Origin of the sequence: Fictibacillus nanhaiensis, from assembly GCF_049537595.1 — a bacterium.
GTDB lineage: Bacteria > Bacillota > Bacilli > Bacillales > Fictibacillaceae > Fictibacillus > Fictibacillus nanhaiensis_F.
Map to the genome: position 1 here is coordinate 915,740 of NZ_JBMULM010000001.1, position 17,104 is coordinate 932,843.

The window sequence follows — 17,104 nt, forward strand, 5'->3', positions numbered from 1 at the left end:
GCCCAAATGTTCATATACTGTAAGGAAATTTGGCAGGAGGGAGTTTTGCAGCGTGAGAATACACATTGTGCAAAAAGGGGACACACTCGACAAAATCGCTGAAAAATATGATGTACCTGTAAATGAATTAAGAAAAGCAAATCCAGGGTTCTCCAAAACAGATGTAATTGAACGGGGGGAAAAGATTAAAATCCCGATCAAGATGCCAGGTATGAAGAAAGAACAGCCTATTGTACCGGTTAAAGAAAAACCGGTTGCACCTGTACAAGAGGCTCCGAAGCCAGCACCAGTTAAGCCAGCACCAAAGAAACCAGCTCCGGTAAAACAAGAAATGAAACCAGCACCAATGAAACCAGCACCAATGAAGCCTGCGCCATTAAAACCAGCACCAACAAAGATGGAAAAGAAAGATGCTCCGATGAAAAAGGATGCACCGTTGAAAAAAGATGTTCCTATGAAAAAGGATTCACCAATGAAAAAAGATGTTCCAATGTTAAAAGATCAACCGATGAAAGCGCCGATGAAGCAGCCTATGGCACCTATTCATGATAAAGATTTCGCTGGAATGGTGGAGTCCTCAAATCTAGGGCATTATGTTCCAATGGGATACCCAAATCAGCAACCAAACATAGCGAATATGCCAAATATGGCAAATCAACCAAACATAGCAAACCAGCCAAACATGGCAAACCAGCCAAACATGGCAAACCAACCTAATATGCCAAACCAACCAAATGTGGCGAGCAAGCACGGGATATATGCAGGAAAAGACGGCTACGCGCCAAATAAACATCCATTTTTAATGGAAGAATCATCTGGAATGATGCAGAACATGTATGGTTCTATGCCGCCAATGTTTCCTAAACCACAAACCTATTCTCAAATGCCACAGGGCTATGGAATGATGCCGCCACAAGGGTTCAGCGGAATGCCACAACTCTATGGTGGCGGATACCCTCAAGGTGGTCAACAAGGTGGAGGTAGTATGCAGCAGGGTGGTTCAATGCCTTTTGGAGAGTATCCTGATTCAGATATGGATCAAATGCCTTCCGGGGAATATACACCTGGCGGTCAACAAATGCAAGATATGCAAATGGGAATGCAACAGCCAGGATCAATGGGCATGATGCCTATGGGTATGCCACAAGGATTTAGTGGAATGCCACAGATGGGTCAAACGGGAATGGGTATGATGCCTCAAGGAGGCGGAATGCCAGGAATGCCACAGATGGGTCAAATGGGGATGGGTATGATGCCTCAAGGAGGCGGAATGCCAGGAATGCCACAGTTGGGTCAGATGGGCATGATGCCACAAGGTGGGGGCATGCCAGGAATGCCACAGATGGGTATGATGCCACAGGGTGGAGGCATGCCAGGAATGCCACAGATGGGCATGATGCCACAGGGTGGAGGCATGCCAGGAATGGGCCAGATGGGTATGATGCCACAAGGAGGTGGAATGCCAGGAATGGGCCAGATGGGTATGATGCCACAAGGTGGAGGAATGCCAGGAATGGGCCAGATGAGTATGATGCCGCAGGGCGGAGGAATGCCTGGGATGCCTCAACAGATGCCACAAGGTATGCCTAACCCTTATACACAAGCTCAATATCGTGAAATAGATGAGAATTTTACGGAAGAAACGGAAGACGATGAATAGGGACGTAAGGGACGATTTCCAAGGGGATCGTCTTTTTTTAAAAAAGATGAATGAAATGAGTCTTGATGTGCTTGACTTTGGTTTTTTTCGAGAGAACGTTATCTGGATAAAAACCAAACAAGGGAAATTTGTTTTAAAAGGGTTCAACAGATCGGAAACTTGCAACAAACAATTAAAGCTCTCTAAACTGTATCATGGGCAAAAGCCAAGGATTATGGGCACTTATACGGCATTTCCAAATCAGAAAAAAACCGTTCAATTCGGAAAATACATTTGGGCAATCATGCCGTTTTATAAAGGAGAAGGTCTTCACTTTGGCAAAAAGGAAGATGTAAAAGCTGGAGTTGATGCGATCAGCCGTTTTCATTCTTTCTCAAAACATATACCGGTACCACTCTATGAACAATTGTCTTCATATTCTTTGTTTAAAAAATGGAGTGACAGATTGGACGCCTTTAAATTTCATGCACGATCTGCAAATTGGAATCATCAGATGCAACCTTTAATTTCTGAAATCATAATGTGGGGAGAATGGAGCTTAAATCATTTCGATCATGAAGCTGTAAAAACGCTGGAGAAAAAAGCATATAAGAAAAAAGAAATTACACATGGCGATGTTGCTCCACATAATTTTGTAAAGTATAAAGATAGAGACACGTATCTGATTGACTTTGACCTTTTTGCAGCAGTTCCTCAAGCTTTTGATTGGCTGCAGTATGCAAATCGAATCTTACCGTTTTGGTATTGGTCTTACGCTAAGATGGAGGAGCTTGGGAATGAAGATTTCTTAAAATGTTTTACTAAAAAGTGGTTTGTTATTTGCTTAGTATTTCCTACAGACCTCTATCGAGAATGGAATAGGGCTCTTAAAACGGGTGACAAGGAAATGATTGAAGCCGTAACAAGGTTTACGTTGCGAGATTTTTCTCACAGAAAAAAATTTGTTGAAAAGATAATGAAGAGGATGAGTTAACAATCATCCTACATTTAACAGATTAATTAGTGCCTTCTTCTGCCAAGCTAATGGTGAAAGGAGGTTTTTCCATTGAACTTTTTAGGGAAATCACTTACCGTAACAATCCTAGCAGTAGGTCTTGTAGGCTGTAATGGTGTAAATGAATCACAGGATAAGAATGACAACGATGTTCGACCGATTGGCTACTACTCCAATGAGGGAGATAATCGTGGTGATCTTGACCGTGGTAATGGATTCATAACTGATATGGCTGATCGAGATGTAAATGATCATACGGCAACTTACCATGAAGACTATGATGGTAAACTTGCTGAACGTATTGCGAAAAATGTCAATGACATCCGGGGTGTAGACGATGCTCACGTTATTCTTGAGGATAACAACGTCATTGTAGGAATAGACACGGATAATAAGAAGAGGACAGAACTAACTAACAAAGTTAGAGAGACCACTTCTAAATTGGCACCCAATCGTGATGTGAAAATTGTAGCTGATCGAGATATGGTTAACCGCATTGAGAACGTTGATAACGATCTGCGAGATGGCCGTGCTTACACGGAAGTTGAATCAGATGTTCGCGGAATCAGCAACGATATCGTAAATGCCGGCAGTGACCTTGGAAATGCGATAAAACGTCCTTTCGAAAACAACCGCTAGTATAAAAGAACTGTCAGAAGTTAAATCAACTTTTGTACAGTTCTTTTTTTGTTGTTTTTAAACGCCATCTACAAGTGTACAAAAAATACGTCTTCAACTGATGTTCACAAAGTAATCAAATTCACTTTTTATAAGGAATTAAGGGAGAGCCTATGATACAATAAGCAATAGAAACATACGCTCGTGTTTAGCGTTAGGGAGAGAAGAATTTGATTGAAAGTATTTCTGGAAATGTAGATTACATAACGGCAGAATATATTGTTATCAACAATAATGGAGTCGGATATAAAATTTTATGTCCAAACCCATTTATTTATAAATTAAACGATCAAAAAACGGTATATACGTATCAATATGTTCGTGAGGATATACTGGCACTTTATGGTTTTAAGAATAGAAAAGAACGCGACTTGTTTTTAAAATTATTGAACGTGTCTGGAATCGGTCCAAAGGGAGCGTTAGCGATTGTTGCCTTTGGTCAGCCTGAACAGGTAGTCAATGCGATCGAACAAGAAGATGAAAAGTTCCTAACAAAGTTTCCTGGTGTAGGAAAGAAGACCGCACGTCAGATGATTTTAGATCTGAAAGGGAAAATCTCTATCTTCGCAGATGTAGAATTCACGGATGGCCTTTTCGCAGATGTTGAACCAGAGAGTGATGAACTTGACGAAGCACTTGAAGCTCTTGCTGTCTTAGGTTATGGCAGAAAAGAAATCCAAAAAATTCTTCCGGATCTGAAAAAAGAAAAGATGTCAGCAAACGAATATGTTAAAGCGGCATTAAAGAAGTTAATAAATTCATAAGGACGTGAGGATGTATGGAAGAGAGAATTGTTTCTTCAGAGGAACGTCAAGATGAAGCAAATATCGAGTTAAGCCTGCGCCCTGAACTATTAGACGAGTATATTGGACAAACCTCCGTAAAGGATAATTTGCGGATTTTTATTAAAGCTGCAAAACTTCGCAACGAACCTCTTGATCATGTCCTGTTGTACGGTCCTCCTGGTCTAGGGAAGACAACGTTGGCATCGATCATTGCAAACGAGATGGAAGTTAACTTGAGAACAACAAGTGGACCAGCTATTGAACGGCCTGGTGACTTGGCAGCCATCCTAACATCGTTAGAACCAGGCGATGTGTTGTTTATCGATGAAATTCACCGATTATCTCGTGCCATAGAAGAGATTCTATATTCGGCAATGGAAGATTTTTGTTTAGATATCGTGATCGGAAAAGGAGAGGTTGCCAGATCTGTGAGATTAGATTTGCCTCCTTTCACATTGATTGGCGCGACCACAAGAGCAGGTTCTTTATCAGCTCCTCTCCGAGATCGTTTCGGCGTACTCGCAAGGCTAGAATATTATAAGCCGGATGAGCTGGGTGAGATCGTAAGGCGTACAGGTGATGTCTTTGGGGTAAGAGTAGATGACCTATCTGCTGAAGAGATCGCGAGAAGATCAAGAGGTACACCGAGGATCGCAAACCGTTTGTTACGTCGTGTGAGAGATTTTGTACAGGTTGAAGGTAAGGATACGATTTCTTTGCCAATCTGTCAAAAAGCTTTAGAGCTTCTGCAAGTAGACCGTTTAGGTTTAGACCATATTGACCATAAATTATTACTAGGGATCATTCACACGTATAAAGGCGGTCCTGTAGGTCTAGAGACCATTTCGGCTACAATAGGTGAAGAATCGATGACGATTGAAGATGTTTATGAGCCTTATCTTCTTCAGATTGGTTTTTTACAACGTACTCCACGTGGACGCATGGTTACAGAACATGCCTATCAATATTTTGGACTGGAGGCGTCCGCGGATTGAACCGACTGTTAATCGTTGCAGGAATCGTTCTAATTATTATAGGATTAGTAGGGACGTATATAGGTAAACTTCCTGGTGATATGGTTTGGAAAAAAGGAAACACGACCGTTTATTTTCCGATCATGACGTCCATTATCATCAGTGTTGTACTTTCCTTGATCTTCATGATCATAGGTCGATTTAAATAGAAAGTTATGCAACTTTGTTCTTGAAGTGGTTGATTTCCACTCCGGGTTGCTCGCTTTCCGCGGGGTGTGCGGTGAGCCTCCTAGCGCTATGCGCTTTTAGGAGTCTCACCTGTCTAGCTACAGTGGCTAGCTCCTCGAGGTCAAAAGTCAATCGGTCATGAAGGCAAACAAACGCCTTCTTAGACCGTTCGCCTTTCGCTTGTCGGAGCTGAACGAGCCACTCTCGCTTTTTGAACTGTCCCACTGATCCCGCAGGAGTTTCGCACCCTGCGTTCCAATCAACTTGTCATGATGAGTCGAGCAAAGGTTACTTAGAAAAGTGCTATATAGAAAGCAGGAATACATTACATGAACGTAAATGATTTTGATTTTCATCTACCTGAGGAATTAATTGCGCAAACACCGCTTGAGAACCGCACTTCCTCAAGAATGATGGTCCTAGATAGAACACAAGAAACAATTGAACACAAACATTTTTATGATTTGAAAAATTTTTTAAAAGCAGGAGACTGTCTTGTCTTAAATGACACACGTGTTCTTCCGGCAAGACTTTTTGGGCAAAAATCAGATACAGGTGGAAAAGTAGAGGTGCTTCTTTTAAAAGAAGAAGGCAATGACACTTGGGAAACGCTTGTAAAACCTGCAAAGAGAATAAAACCGGGAACGGAAATCTCTTTTGGGGACGGCCGTTTAAAAGCAGTTTGTACAGGTGAGAGTGACCACGGAGGCAGACAGCTTAAGTTTATTTATGATGGCATTTTTTTCGAACTTCTAGATGATCTGGGTCAAATGCCACTTCCGCCCTATATTAAAGAACAGCTAGAGGAGAAGGACCGTTACCAAACTGTTTATGCGGTACATCAAGGCTCTGCAGCTGCTCCGACCGCTGGGTTGCATTTTACAACAGAATTAATTGAAGAGATTAAATCTATGGGTGTACATGTTACGTTTATTACGCTTCACGTAGGATTAGGCACGTTTCGTCCTGTTAGTGTAGAAAATGTTCTAGAGCATGACATGCATGCAGAATTTTATCAAGTAACAAAAGGAACAGCTGAACTGTTAAATGGAGTTAAAGAAGCTGGAGGAAGAATTATTACTGTTGGAACAACGAGTACACGAACACTTGAAACGGTAGCAAATAAATTTGATGGCAAGTTTAAAGAAGATTCTGGTTGGACAGATATCTTTATCTATCCTGGTTATTCGTTTAAAGCGATCGACGGACTGATTACGAACTTCCATCTTCCAAAATCAACATTAATCATGTTGGTGAGCGCATTAGCTTCCAAAGATTTCGTTTTAAGAGCATATCATGAAGCCGTCGAAGAAAAGTATCGCTTTTTCAGTTTCGGTGACGCGATGCTTATACTTTAAGGGGGATATATTTTAAGATGAAACCAGCAGTAACGTATGAATTAATAAAAACGTGCAAACAATCAGGTGCAAGATTAGGGAAAGTTCATACTCCGCACGGAACATTTGAAACACCTATCTTTATGCCAGTGGGAACATTAGCAACAGTAAAAACGATGAGTCCTGAAGAACTTAAAGAGCTTGGAGCAGAGATCATACTGAGTAATACGTATCACCTGTGGTTACGCCCAGGACATGATATCGTAAAAGAAGCTGGTGGTCTTCACAAATTTATGAATTGGGATCGTCCGATACTTACGGATTCAGGCGGGTTTCAAGTATTCTCTTTAAGTGATCTGAGAGAGATCAAAGAAGAGGGTGTTCACTTCAGAAACCATCTGAGCGGTGAAAAGCTTTTCTTAAGCCCTGAAGGTGCAATGGAGATTCAGAACGCGCTAGGTTCTGATATTATGATGGCGTTTGATGAGTGTCCGCCTTATCCTGCAGAATATGATTATATGAAAGCTTCTGTTGAACGAACAAGCCGTTGGGCAGAGCGCTGCTTAAAAGGACATGCCAGACCAGAGGATCAAGCCCTGTTTGGTATCGTGCAAGGTGGAGAATACGAAGAGCTTCGAAAACAGAGTGCTCGAGATCTTGTGTCGCTTGATTTTCCGGGTTATGCAGTCGGAGGTTTATCAGTAGGTGAACCGAAAGATGTGATGAATCGTGTCTTAGATTTTACAACGCCTCACCTTCCAGAAAACAAACCGCGTTATCTGATGGGCGTAGGCTCTCCTGACTCACTTATTGATGGAGCGATTCGTGGAATCGACATGTTTGATTGTGTACTGCCAACGCGTATCGCTAGAAACGGAACATGTATGACAAGTGAAGGAAGGCTAGTGGTTCGTAACGCGAAGTATGCTAGAGATTTCCGTCCGATCGATGAAAAGTGCGACTGTCATGTTTGCCGAACTTACTCTAGAGCTTATATTCGTCACCTTGTAAAAGCGAACGAAACATTTGGTTTTCGATTAACAAGTTACCATAACCTATATTTTTTGGTAAACTTAATGAAGCAAGTAAGACAAGCGATCATGGAAGATAGACTTCTTGATTTTAGAAATGAATTCTTTGAAATGTATGGGTTCAATAAACCGAACGCGCGTAATTTCTAAAAAATGATAAATATTTTACTTATAGAAAGGGGTGAAATAGTATGGGAAATCTTGGAGGAATATTACCGATTATCTTAATGTTTGCAATTTTTTATTTTCTGTTGATCCGACCGCAGCAAAAGAGACAAAAAGCGGTTCGTGAGATGCAGTCTAATCTTAAAAAGGGCGACAAAGTTGTAACGATTGGTGGATTACACGGAACACTAGACAGCATCGATGATAACATCGCTGTTATTCGTTCGAACGATGGCGCAAAGTTAACATTCGATCGTAATGCGATCCGTGAAGTAAAAGAAGAAGCAGTATTATAACAAAAAGACCCGTTCATACGGGTCTTATTTATATGTTTGCTTATGGCTGCTTAAGTTGACACCCATGATGCCACCAATGATCGCTAATAAAAGAAAAAGAGCATGATACATATACTGAGAAGAGTTGAACGTGCTTTGATAGCCTAAGTATTGCACAAGAAAAACAAAAAAAGAAAACAAGAGACTTGTACCCCCACCTAACAACCAACCTTTACTCTGACCCTTCTTACCTGAAATCAATCCACCGATAAATAATGATAAAAAAGAAAGACCTACTGTCACCCATTTTAATGACGCTTCTGTTAGCCCTGTAAACCGCAGCAATAGTGAGAGCACTAAACTGCAAAGCATGATCATTAATAGAACAGCAATCAGACCCCGTCCCATAGAAGAAACCATGTGTTTAATCCCCATCTTTGATCCTCCTTATCCCTAGAAGCTTTCTATATACTTTATTCATACGACGGAGAGATTAGAAGTACAAGCAAGTATTTTCCCTTTCGTTTCCATTGGTTTTTATTTGGCAAAACCTGCGTATCATGTTTTTTCATATCTGTGCCACACTAAGTAATGGAATGAATATGTTACGTACAATGGAAGGAGGGGAATCATGGAACTGTATACCGTTATATTTAGAACGCTTTTTATTTACTTTTTAATCATGGTTATCTTTCGAATGATGGGGAAGCGCGAGATGGGGCAATTATCCATCATAGATTTTGTTGTTTCAATCATGGTCGCAGAATTAGCTGTTATCTCAATCGAAGATCCTACGATTCCCATGTTGAATTCCCTCGCGTCCATCTTTGTCTTGTTGGGTATCCAGCTTATATTGGCTCTCGTCTCATTAAAGAGCAGAAGGATGAGAGAAATCGTTGACGGTAAACCTTCACTAATTATTAAAGAAGGTCAAGTGGATGAACATGAGATGAAAAAGCAGCGTTACAACTTTGATGATCTATTAACACAATTACGTGAGAACAATATTAGAAGCTTGAACGAAGTTGAATTTGGAATCTTAGAAACAACGGGAAAGCTTTCCATTATAAAAAAAGATGAGGAATCCGAAAATACACCGATTCAAATGATCATGCCACTCATTTTGGACGGAAAGATCTTAGAAGATAATCTTGAAAAGATGGATAAGACGTCTTTTTGGTTAAGACAAGAGTTAAAGAAGGTAGGGTTTAAAGAGATAAAGAACATTTCGTTCTGTACACTAAATGAAGATGGGACATTATTTGTCGACGAACTGAACAGCAAAAAATAAAACAGCCGAATTGGCTGTTTTAGATCCATCTTTTAATGAAAGGTATGTGTTTAAGATCTTCTTTACCTAAAAGTTTAAAGAAGACGAGAACAAACAAATAAATACCGCATGTTGCCGTTACGCACATGGTTAGACCTTGTATGGGAGAAAATTGCGGCATCATGTACTGATATAGATAAACCGCTCCTCCTCCTGTTATAAAAATCGAAAGTAGGCATAAGACAAAATCTTTTACCACAATCGTATAACTGATAGCTTTGATGACTGTAGCAAAATGAAGCAGAGTAACGACGACGATACTAATCACGATTCCAAGTGCTGCTCCCATAATCCCAAACTCGGGTCTGGTAGCTAGAGCAAAAATCGCTGTTAACTTAACAAGAGCACCAATGAGACTGTTGATCATGGCAGAACGAGCCAGATTCAAAGCCTGAAGTACGGCTTGTAACGGACCTTGAAAATAAAGGAAAAAGAAAAAAGGTGTCATGATCTTTACATAGGACGCTGAAGCTGGTGAATCATACATTAAGTCCATGATCGGAACCGCGTATACATACATGATTACGGCTGCAATACCACCAGATAACATGGAGAGCCTGAGTGCTTGATTCAGACGATGTTCAATTAGGTGGTATTTTTTTTGTGCGTTCGCTTCACTGATAGCAGGTACTAAAGAGATCGAAAGAGAATACGTAATGAACGTTGGCAGAAACAATAGAGGGATAACATAACCTGCAAGTTCTCCGTATTGCGCAGTGGCCACAGCCGTAGTGATACCAGCAATCGCTAAACTGTTTGCCACAACAATTGGTTCAAAAAAGTAGGAAACAGAACCGATCAATTGACTCCCTGTTGTTGGAAGAGCAATATTCAGGAGGTCTTTCATCGTTTCCTGACCTTGCTTCAACTGCTTGAAAAATCCTTTTCGGATGCGCATTTTCTTTTTCACCTTAAACATCGAAAACATATAAAGAAGTGATGCGAGCTCACCGATAATAACAGAGATCATCGCGCCAGCTGCCGCATATTCTACGCCGTATGGAAGAAATAGACCGGTTAATAATGCTACGAGAGCAATTCGCACCACCTGTTCGATGACCTGTGAATAAGCAGAAGGTCTCATGTTCTGCAGACCTTGAAAATACCCTCTTAATACCGAGGAGACCGCAATGACAGGTACTACAGGTGCGATAGCGAGCAATGGCCAGATCGTACGATGATCGGTAAAGAAGTACTCCGCTAATAACGGAGCTGCAATAAACAAAGCGATCGTGATCACAATGCTCAAAATTCCTGTGATGGCCAAAGATACGATCAGAATTTTTCTAACTTTCGAACGATCTCCTGTCGCATCTGCTTCTGCCACTAGTTTTGATATTGCGATCGGCAGACCTAGCCTTGTTAACGTTACGGCTAATAAGAACGTAGGCACTGCCATCATATAGAGGCCGACACCTTCGTGACCCATGACACGAGCCATGACGATTCGATTAACGAAACCAAGAATTTTGGTTACTAGACCTGCCAATATGAGCAGAATCGTTCCTTGCACGAGTGTTTGTTTTGTCATCTTAACCTGTCCCTTCTTGGACAATCTTATATATCACTATATGCAAGTAGTGTGAACCGTCATGACAGCTTGTTTTATCTCGAAAGGAGAGAGTGTAAAATGGAGAATACACATTTTTCGGAATGGAAGACCGAAGTCAAACCAGCAGTACTAAGTAAAAAAGAAGAATTTCATTATTTGGGGTATGAAAGTGTAACAGAAGAGGAAATATGGGAATGTGTTCAATCAAAATTAAAGAAAAAGAAAGTTGAGCCTCGTCTCTACGCATTGGTTGACACCATTTTAGGTCTTTCACTAAATGATTTTATGACGTGGCTCACAATACGCTCATATAAAGAAGAGGGGCTGACTCAAGAGTAGAAACTTACTTTTGGGCAGCCTCGTTCTATTTACCAGGTTCGCACTTTGGAGAGGAAGCAGCCTGAAGTGGACATAAGGCGTTATTTATTATGTTTTATTTATGAACATTCACAGGACAAATTGACAGAAAAAAACAACAATCGCTATAATGGGAAGGGTTAGTATTCGTACTTATACATAGTGTTGTTTTTTGATACAGCATGAAGGAGGTTTCTTGAAGTGGTAAAAAGGAGTAAGATCGTCATCTTTTTTGTTGTGCTCGTCATGTTCGCAGCACTAATTGGGCTTACAACAGAAAAGATCGTAAAAGGTACAAAGCTTGGACTAGATCTCCAAGGCGGATTTGAAGTACTTTACGATGTTGAACCTGTGAAAAAGGGTCAAAAAATTACACAGGAAACATTAAAGAGTACGGTTGAAGCATTGAACAGCCGTATTAACGTGTTAGGGGTCTCTGAACCTGAGATTCAAATCGAAGGAGACAACAGGATTCGTGTTCAGCTTGCTGGTGTAACCGATCAGAACAAAGCACGTGAACTATTATCTACACAAGCAGAGTTAACATTCCGCGATGTGGATGATAAGGTGCTTTTAGATGGATCGGATCTAGAAGGAAATGGTGCAAAACAAACGTTTGAATCACAAAATAATAAGCCGATCGTTTCCCTTAAGCTAAAAGACGCAGATAAGTTCGCTAAAATTACGGAAGAAGTTCTTCAGCGTCAGCCCCAAGGTGAAAACATCATGGTTATTTGGTTAGATTATGAAAAAGGGGACTCATTTAAAGAAGAACAGAAGAAAGAACTTGCTGGAAAACAGCCAAAGTATATTTCTGCTCCTTATGTAAATGAAAAACTTACCCAAAAAGATGTAACCATTACAGGCCAGTTCTCTGTCGAAGAAGCACAGAGCTTAGCGAAAATTTTAAACGCTGGAGCTTTGCCAGTGAAACTTGATGAGGTGTATTCTACATCAGTTGGAGCGAAATTCGGAGAGAAAGCATTAAATGAAACGGTATTTGCTGGCTTTATCGGAATTGCCGTGATCTTTTTATTCATGCTGATCTTCTATCGGGTGCCTGGGATCATTGCTGTTATCACGCTATCCATCTATATTTGGTTGATCTTAGCTATTTTCTATCTGATGAATGGAGTTCTAACGCTTCCGGGTATCGCAGCTCTTATTCTAGGAGTGGGTATGGCGGTTGATGCTAACATCATCACGTATGAACGGATCAAAGAGGAACTTAGAAGCGGGAAATCTGTATTAAGTGCCTTTAAAGCTGGAAATCGTCGTTCATTTACTACGATTTTTGATGCAAACATTACGACGATCCTTGCAGCAGCTGTTTTGTTTGCATACGGAACAAGCTCAGTAAAAGGATTTGCATTAGTTTTAATTATTTCAGTTCTGGCTAGTTTCATCACGGCCGTTTTCGGAACAAGACTTTTCCTAGGGTTATGGGTACAGTCTCGTGTAATGGATAAGAAGCCAGGTTTGTTTGGTGTAAAGGAGAGTGACATCCGTGAGCTTTAAATACGACTTTGTAAAAAACAGAAACCTTTACTTCATCATCTCGACTCTCCTGACAGTTATTGGAATTGTATTCTTGCTTACAGTTGGATTAAAGCTTGGTATTGATTTTGATAGTGGATCGCGCGTAAATATTCAAGCGAATGAAACACTTACCAATGAAAGTGTAGAAGAAGAGTTTAAGTCTCTTGGTCTTGAACCTGAAGCGGTCGTACTTGCAGGAAAAAATGATCAAGCAAATGTTTCCTTTAAAGGAGCTCTGTCAAAGGACGAAGTAGTGAAAATCAACAGTCACTTTGAAGAGAAATACGGTGAAACGCCGAGTATCAGTACGGTTACGCCAACGGTTGGCCGTGAGCTTGCACAAAACGCTTTTTATGCCGTGCTCATTGCTTCTGTTGGTATCATCATCTATGTAGCTTTCCGTTTTGAATGGAGCATGGCTGTTGCCTCAGTAGTCGCGTTATTGCATGATGCATTTATGATTATTGCAGTATTCACCATCTTCAGGATAGAAGTGGATCTTCCATTCATTGCAGCGGTTCTTACGATTGTTGGTTATTCGATTAACGACACGATCGTTACGTTCGACCGAATCCGTGAGAACATGAAACTTGAAAAAGTAAGAACACAAGAAAAACTGGCTGAAATCGTAAACAGAAGTATTTTCGAAACGTTGGGTCGCTCGATCAATACCGTTCTAACGGTTATTATTGCAGCAGTTGCACTGTTGATCTTTGGAGCTGATTCGATCAGAAACTTCTCAATCGCTTTGTTGATCGGTCTTGCTTTTGGTGCGTATTCTTCCATCTTTATTGCTTCTCAGTTGTGGTACGTTATGAAATCACGACAGATGAAATCAAAGAAGACACGACCAGTTGAAGCAGAACCAGAAATTTAACGTAAATATCATTCATAAATTGTCACCTCTTATCCTGTTTTGTATAATGAATAGGTTAAGAGGTGATTTTTATGTTGGAGCCTAGAACAAGGTGGGAGATTCAAGAACCATCGGAAGACAAGGCAAAATGGTTGTCACAAGAATTAGATATCCCTCTTCTGATCGCGAATCTATTGGTTGTCAGAGGAATTGAAACAATCGAGAAAGCAGAAGCATTTTTAAATATAGATACCGACCAATTTCATGATCCGTTCTTGATGGATGGCATGAAAGATAGCGTTGAGCGGATACATAGAGCTGTAGAATCGAATGAGAAGATTTTAATTTTTGGCGATTATGACGCAGATGGTGTCAGCAGTACCACGGTGATGTATTATGCACTAAAAGAACTCGGCGCACAGTTTGACTATTACATTCCAAACCGCTTTACAGAAGGCTATGGCCCAAATGAACCTGCACTAAGAAAAGCGAAAGAAGATGGTTACTCACTCGTTGTTACCGTTGATACAGGAATCTCAGCTGTACATGAAGCAAATATTGCAAAAGAGATCGGGCTAGACTTCATTATTACGGACCACCATGAAGCACCTCCTTTATTACCAGATGCTTATAGCATTATCAATCCTAAGAAACCTGGTTGCACCTATCCATTCTCTGGTCTTGCAGGTGTAGGAGTAGCATTTAAAGTAGCACACGCCCTTCACGGCAAACCACCGCTACATTTGCTTGATTACGCATGCATCGGGACAATAGCGGACCTTGTCCCTCTTGTAGATGAAAATAGAGTGATCGCGAAACTCGGGATAGAAGCACTGTCGAAAACGGATAAGATCGGATTGCAAGAACTGCTAAAAGTAGCGGGACTTTATGAAAAAGAACTAACAGCTGAAGATGTGGGGTTCGCGATCGGCCCGCGAGTGAATGCAGCAGGAAGACTTGGTTCAGCGATGCCGGTGGTGGAGCTGTTTACTTCAAGTGATCGAGACGAATCAGCTATGTTGTCACAAGAGATCGATTCGGTAAACAAAGAACGTCAAGGAATCGTAAACGAGATCACAAAAGAAGCAATCGCGATGGTCGAAGAGAGTTATCCTCCTGATGAGAATGAAGTGCTCGTTCTTGCCAAAGAGGGCTGGAATCCAGGGGTTATTGGTATCGTTGCTTCACGGTTGGTTGAGAAATTCTATCGTCCTACGATCGTGCTTTGTTTAGACCCTGAAAAAGAAACAGCAAAAGGGTCAGCACGAAGCATCAAAGGATTTGATATGTTTGAGAACCTTTCAGAATCTAGAGACATTCTTCCTCATTTCGGTGGACATCCGATGGCAGCAGGAATGACACTTTCCATGCATGATGTTGATGAATTAAGAAGTAGGCTTATCCGGCAAGCTAAGGAATGTTTAAAACCAGAAGATTATCTGCCGGTTACAACGATCGATCTTACAGCTAGATTAAATGAGATATCACTAGAAACGGTTGAGCTGTTAAGTACGCTATCTCCTTTTGGTGTTGGAAACCCATCGCCTCGTGTAATGGTTGAAGAAGTTCCGATCCGAGAGATGAAAAAGATAGGAAGTCAGTCCAATCACCTCAAATTGCAAGTAGGAAATGGTGAGCTATCGGTTCTAGATTGCATTGGTTTTCAAAAAGGTAGCTTGTTAGAAGAGATGACTCCTTATTCGCTGATTTCAATCGTTGGTCAGATTCAATTGAACGAATGGAACGGCTATAGAAAGCCTCAGCTTCTTCTTGAAGATCTTTCTGTCAATCATTTTCAACTGTTTGATTATAGAGGCCTTAAAGATGCTGCAAAAAGATTGATCGGTCTGCCGTACTCGAAGACATGTTTTATCGCATTTGAAGAAGAAACAGTAAAGCATAAAGATTTTGAAGCGCTAACTGATCAAGTGATCGGTGAAGATGAGTTATTGACTCTACCCGAGGATTATTTTAAAGAAAAGAATTTAGTCTTCTTAGATGTTCCTCCTTCACTAACTCGCTTTTCGGAATGGCTGGAAACCATCGGTGAACCTTCAAGGATCTATGCGGTATTTCATCAGAGTACAGAACACTTTTTCACGACTCTTCCAACGAGAGAGCATTTCAAATGGTTCTATGGATTTCTTGCAAAAAGGAAAACCTTTAACGTGAAGAGGGATGGTGCAGAACTGGCGAAATGGAAAGGCTGGTCAAAAGAAACAATAGATTTCATGTCAAAGGTGTTTTTTGAGCTGGATTTTGTTACAATAGACGATGGTGTTATTTTCATTAACAAAGAACCTAGCAAACGAGAATTAGAAAGCTCTGAAACCTATCAGAAAAAGTTTGAACAAGCAGACATTGAAAATCAGCTCGTTTACTCTTCTTATCATTCTTTAAAAAGCTGGTTTACAGAACAAACACGGCCAAAAGCCAGTTTGTAATTTTCAGGAGGCAAAGATTCATGGATTATAAGCCGTTTATTTCAGTAGTAGAGAACTTCCCAATCGAAGGCATTCGTTTTAAAGATATTACTTCACTTATGTCTGATGGTGCAGTATATAAACAAGCAATGGATGACATTGCTGTATACGCAAAAGAAAAACAGGTAGACGTAATCGTCGGACCTGAAGCACGTGGGTTTATCGTAGGTTGCCCTGTCGCTTACACGTTAGGATTAGGATTCGTTCCTGTTCGTAAAGAAGGTAAACTTCCTCGTGAAGTGATCAAAGTTGATTACGGTCTTGAGTATGGTAAAGATGTTTTAACGATGCATAAAGACGCGATCAAACCAGGACAAAGAGTCTTGATCACTGACGATCTACTCGCAACAGGCGGAACGATTGAAGCAACGATCAAGCTTGTAGAAGAGCTTGGCGGAGTAGTTGCAGGAATCGCCTTCATGATCGAACTTACTTACCTAGATGGCCGTAAAAAACTTTCAGGTTATGATATCTTCACTTTAACTCAATACTAAAATGATGAGAGAGTTCCTTCTTGAAGGAGCTCTTTTTTAATTTCTTTTCCGAAGGGTTGTTACTTCCAAGTTCTTTTTGTTATTCACTTCATTTTAAAGGTGATTGTAGTGGAAGATGCGAGGCTCATACGGGACGAGCGGTCAGGTGGAGACTCCTAATGGCGGAAAGCGGCAGTACGAAAAGTGGAAGTGACTCGTTCGGCCCCGACAAGCAAAAGATAAATGGGCGAGGACGGCGCACTTTGCCTTCTTGACCGTTTACCTTTTGACCTCGAGGGGCTAGTCACTGCAACTAGACAGGAGGCTCACCGCACGCCCCGTGGAAAGCGAGTGTCTGAAACGGAAATCAACTTACTTTCAGGAGCA

At 41.0% G+C, this 17,104-nt stretch carries 15 protein-coding genes and 1 pseudogene; 14 read left to right on the forward strand and 2 right to left on the reverse strand.

Going from position 1 to position 17,104, the window contains the following annotated elements; all coding sequences use genetic code 11:
- Positions 1–52: 52 nt before the first annotated feature.
- From ACOZ9X_RS04485 to yajC, 9 genes are all read left to right on the forward strand, one after another.
- Entirely contained in the window at positions 53–1,660 is a 1,608-nt protein-coding gene (locus ACOZ9X_RS04485; protein ID WP_423417177.1) for a LysM peptidoglycan-binding domain-containing protein, read from the forward strand.
- A 55-nt stretch (positions 1,661–1,715) separates the two neighbouring features.
- Positions 1,716–2,633 carry a hypothetical protein gene (locus tag ACOZ9X_RS04490; RefSeq protein WP_423417178.1) on the forward strand — a complete coding sequence of 306 codons (918 nt, stop codon included), beginning with the start codon at positions 1,716–1,718 and terminating at the stop codon, positions 2,631–2,633.
- A gap of 72 nt (positions 2,634–2,705) precedes the next feature.
- Entirely contained in the window at positions 2,706–3,293 is a 588-nt protein-coding gene (locus ACOZ9X_RS04495) for a YhcN/YlaJ family sporulation lipoprotein (RefSeq protein WP_423417179.1), read from the forward strand.
- Positions 3,294–3,502: 209 nt separating this feature from the next.
- Positions 3,503–4,096 (forward strand): Holliday junction branch migration protein RuvA, encoded by a 594-nt coding sequence (ruvA, locus tag ACOZ9X_RS04500; protein ID WP_423417180.1) that lies wholly within the window; start codon positions 3,503–3,505, stop codon positions 4,094–4,096.
- A 14-nt stretch (positions 4,097–4,110) separates the two neighbouring features.
- On the forward strand, positions 4,111–5,112 hold the full coding sequence (gene ruvB, locus ACOZ9X_RS04505) for a Holliday junction branch migration DNA helicase RuvB (protein ID WP_423417181.1): 1,002 nt from the start codon (positions 4,111–4,113) through the stop codon (positions 5,110–5,112).
- The gene (locus ACOZ9X_RS04510) at positions 5,109–5,300 is read left to right on the forward strand and encodes a DUF2905 domain-containing protein (RefSeq protein WP_066396501.1); all 192 of its coding nucleotides are present in this window, start codon (positions 5,109–5,111) and stop codon (positions 5,298–5,300) included. Before ruvB ends, ACOZ9X_RS04510 begins: the two co-directional genes overlap by 4 nt.
- Before the next feature lie 348 nt (positions 5,301–5,648).
- On the forward strand, positions 5,649–6,677 hold the full coding sequence (queA, locus tag ACOZ9X_RS04515) for a tRNA preQ1(34) S-adenosylmethionine ribosyltransferase-isomerase QueA (RefSeq protein WP_423417182.1): 1,029 nt from the start codon (positions 5,649–5,651) through the stop codon (positions 6,675–6,677).
- A 17-nt stretch (positions 6,678–6,694) separates the two neighbouring features.
- Positions 6,695–7,837: a tRNA guanosine(34) transglycosylase Tgt gene (gene tgt, locus ACOZ9X_RS04520; RefSeq protein WP_144698836.1), complete on the forward strand. Its 1,143-nt coding sequence runs from the start codon at positions 6,695–6,697 to the stop codon at positions 7,835–7,837.
- Positions 7,838–7,878: 41 nt separating this feature from the next.
- A complete protein-coding gene (gene yajC, locus ACOZ9X_RS04525) occupies positions 7,879–8,148 on the forward strand; it encodes a preprotein translocase subunit YajC (RefSeq protein ID WP_144698838.1) in 270 nt (89 codons plus the stop codon).
- Between the two features lie 24 nt (positions 8,149–8,172).
- Here the strand turns inward: yajC and ACOZ9X_RS04530 are convergent, their stop codons facing one another.
- Positions 8,173–8,562, reverse strand: coding sequence for a TIGR04086 family membrane protein (locus ACOZ9X_RS04530; protein ID WP_423417183.1), 390 nt, complete (start codon positions 8,560–8,562; stop codon positions 8,173–8,175).
- A 196-nt stretch (positions 8,563–8,758) separates the two neighbouring features.
- Between ACOZ9X_RS04530 and ACOZ9X_RS04535 the strand changes: the two genes are divergently transcribed.
- Entirely contained in the window at positions 8,759–9,418 is a 660-nt protein-coding gene (locus ACOZ9X_RS04535) for a DUF421 domain-containing protein (RefSeq protein WP_137788768.1), read from the forward strand.
- Between the two features lie 19 nt (positions 9,419–9,437).
- Here ACOZ9X_RS04535 and spoVB read toward each other — a convergent pair whose 3' ends face one another.
- Positions 9,438–10,988 carry a stage V sporulation protein B gene (gene spoVB, locus ACOZ9X_RS04540; RefSeq protein WP_423417184.1) on the reverse strand — a complete coding sequence of 517 codons (1,551 nt, stop codon included), beginning with the start codon at positions 10,986–10,988 and terminating at the stop codon, positions 9,438–9,440.
- Positions 10,989–11,087: 99 nt separating this feature from the next.
- Between spoVB and ACOZ9X_RS04545 the strand changes: the two genes are divergently transcribed.
- The 4 genes and pseudogenes from ACOZ9X_RS04545 (at position 11,088) to ACOZ9X_RS04560 (ending at position 16,738) form a co-directional block, all read left to right on the forward strand.
- Positions 11,088–11,348, forward strand: coding sequence for a post-transcriptional regulator (locus tag ACOZ9X_RS04545; protein ID WP_423417185.1), 261 nt, complete (start codon positions 11,088–11,090; stop codon positions 11,346–11,348).
- A 219-nt stretch (positions 11,349–11,567) separates the two neighbouring features.
- Positions 11,568–13,782 (forward strand): annotated as a pseudogene (gene secDF / locus ACOZ9X_RS04550) (protein translocase subunit SecDF).
- A 71-nt stretch (positions 13,783–13,853) separates the two neighbouring features.
- Positions 13,854–16,205: a single-stranded-DNA-specific exonuclease RecJ gene (recJ, locus tag ACOZ9X_RS04555; protein ID WP_423417186.1), complete on the forward strand. Its 2,352-nt coding sequence runs from the start codon at positions 13,854–13,856 to the stop codon at positions 16,203–16,205.
- Between the two features lie 20 nt (positions 16,206–16,225).
- Entirely contained in the window at positions 16,226–16,738 is a 513-nt protein-coding gene (locus tag ACOZ9X_RS04560; protein WP_144698846.1) for an adenine phosphoribosyltransferase, read from the forward strand.
- The last annotated feature ends 366 nt before the right edge of the window (positions 16,739–17,104 follow it).

Bases quoted from the DNA above. Each gene is read 5' to 3' on its own strand.
- ACOZ9X_RS04545 (WP_423417185.1), top strand. From the start codon at position 11,088: ATGGAGAATACACATTTTTCGGAATGGAAGACCGAAGTCAAACCAGCA.
- ACOZ9X_RS04490 (WP_423417178.1), top strand. From the start codon at position 1,716: ATGAGTCTTGATGTGCTTGACTTTGGTTTTTTTCGAGAGAACGTTATC.
- ACOZ9X_RS04535 (WP_137788768.1), top strand. From the start codon at position 8,759: ATGGAACTGTATACCGTTATATTTAGAACGCTTTTTATTTACTTTTTA.
- spoVB (WP_423417184.1), bottom strand. From the start codon at position 10,988: ATGACAAAACAAACACTCGTGCAAGGAACGATTCTGCTCATATTGGCA.
- ruvB (WP_423417181.1), top strand. From the start codon at position 4,111: ATGGAAGAGAGAATTGTTTCTTCAGAGGAACGTCAAGATGAAGCAAAT.
- queA (WP_423417182.1), top strand. From the start codon at position 5,649: ATGAACGTAAATGATTTTGATTTTCATCTACCTGAGGAATTAATTGCG.
- yajC (WP_144698838.1), top strand. From the start codon at position 7,879: ATGGGAAATCTTGGAGGAATATTACCGATTATCTTAATGTTTGCAATT.
- ACOZ9X_RS04530 (WP_423417183.1), bottom strand. From the start codon at position 8,562: ATGGGGATTAAACACATGGTTTCTTCTATGGGACGGGGTCTGATTGCT.
- recJ (WP_423417186.1), top strand. From the start codon at position 13,854: ATGTTGGAGCCTAGAACAAGGTGGGAGATTCAAGAACCATCGGAAGAC.
- ACOZ9X_RS04560 (WP_144698846.1), top strand. From the start codon at position 16,226: ATGGATTATAAGCCGTTTATTTCAGTAGTAGAGAACTTCCCAATCGAA.
- tgt (WP_144698836.1), top strand. From the start codon at position 6,695: ATGAAACCAGCAGTAACGTATGAATTAATAAAAACGTGCAAACAATCA.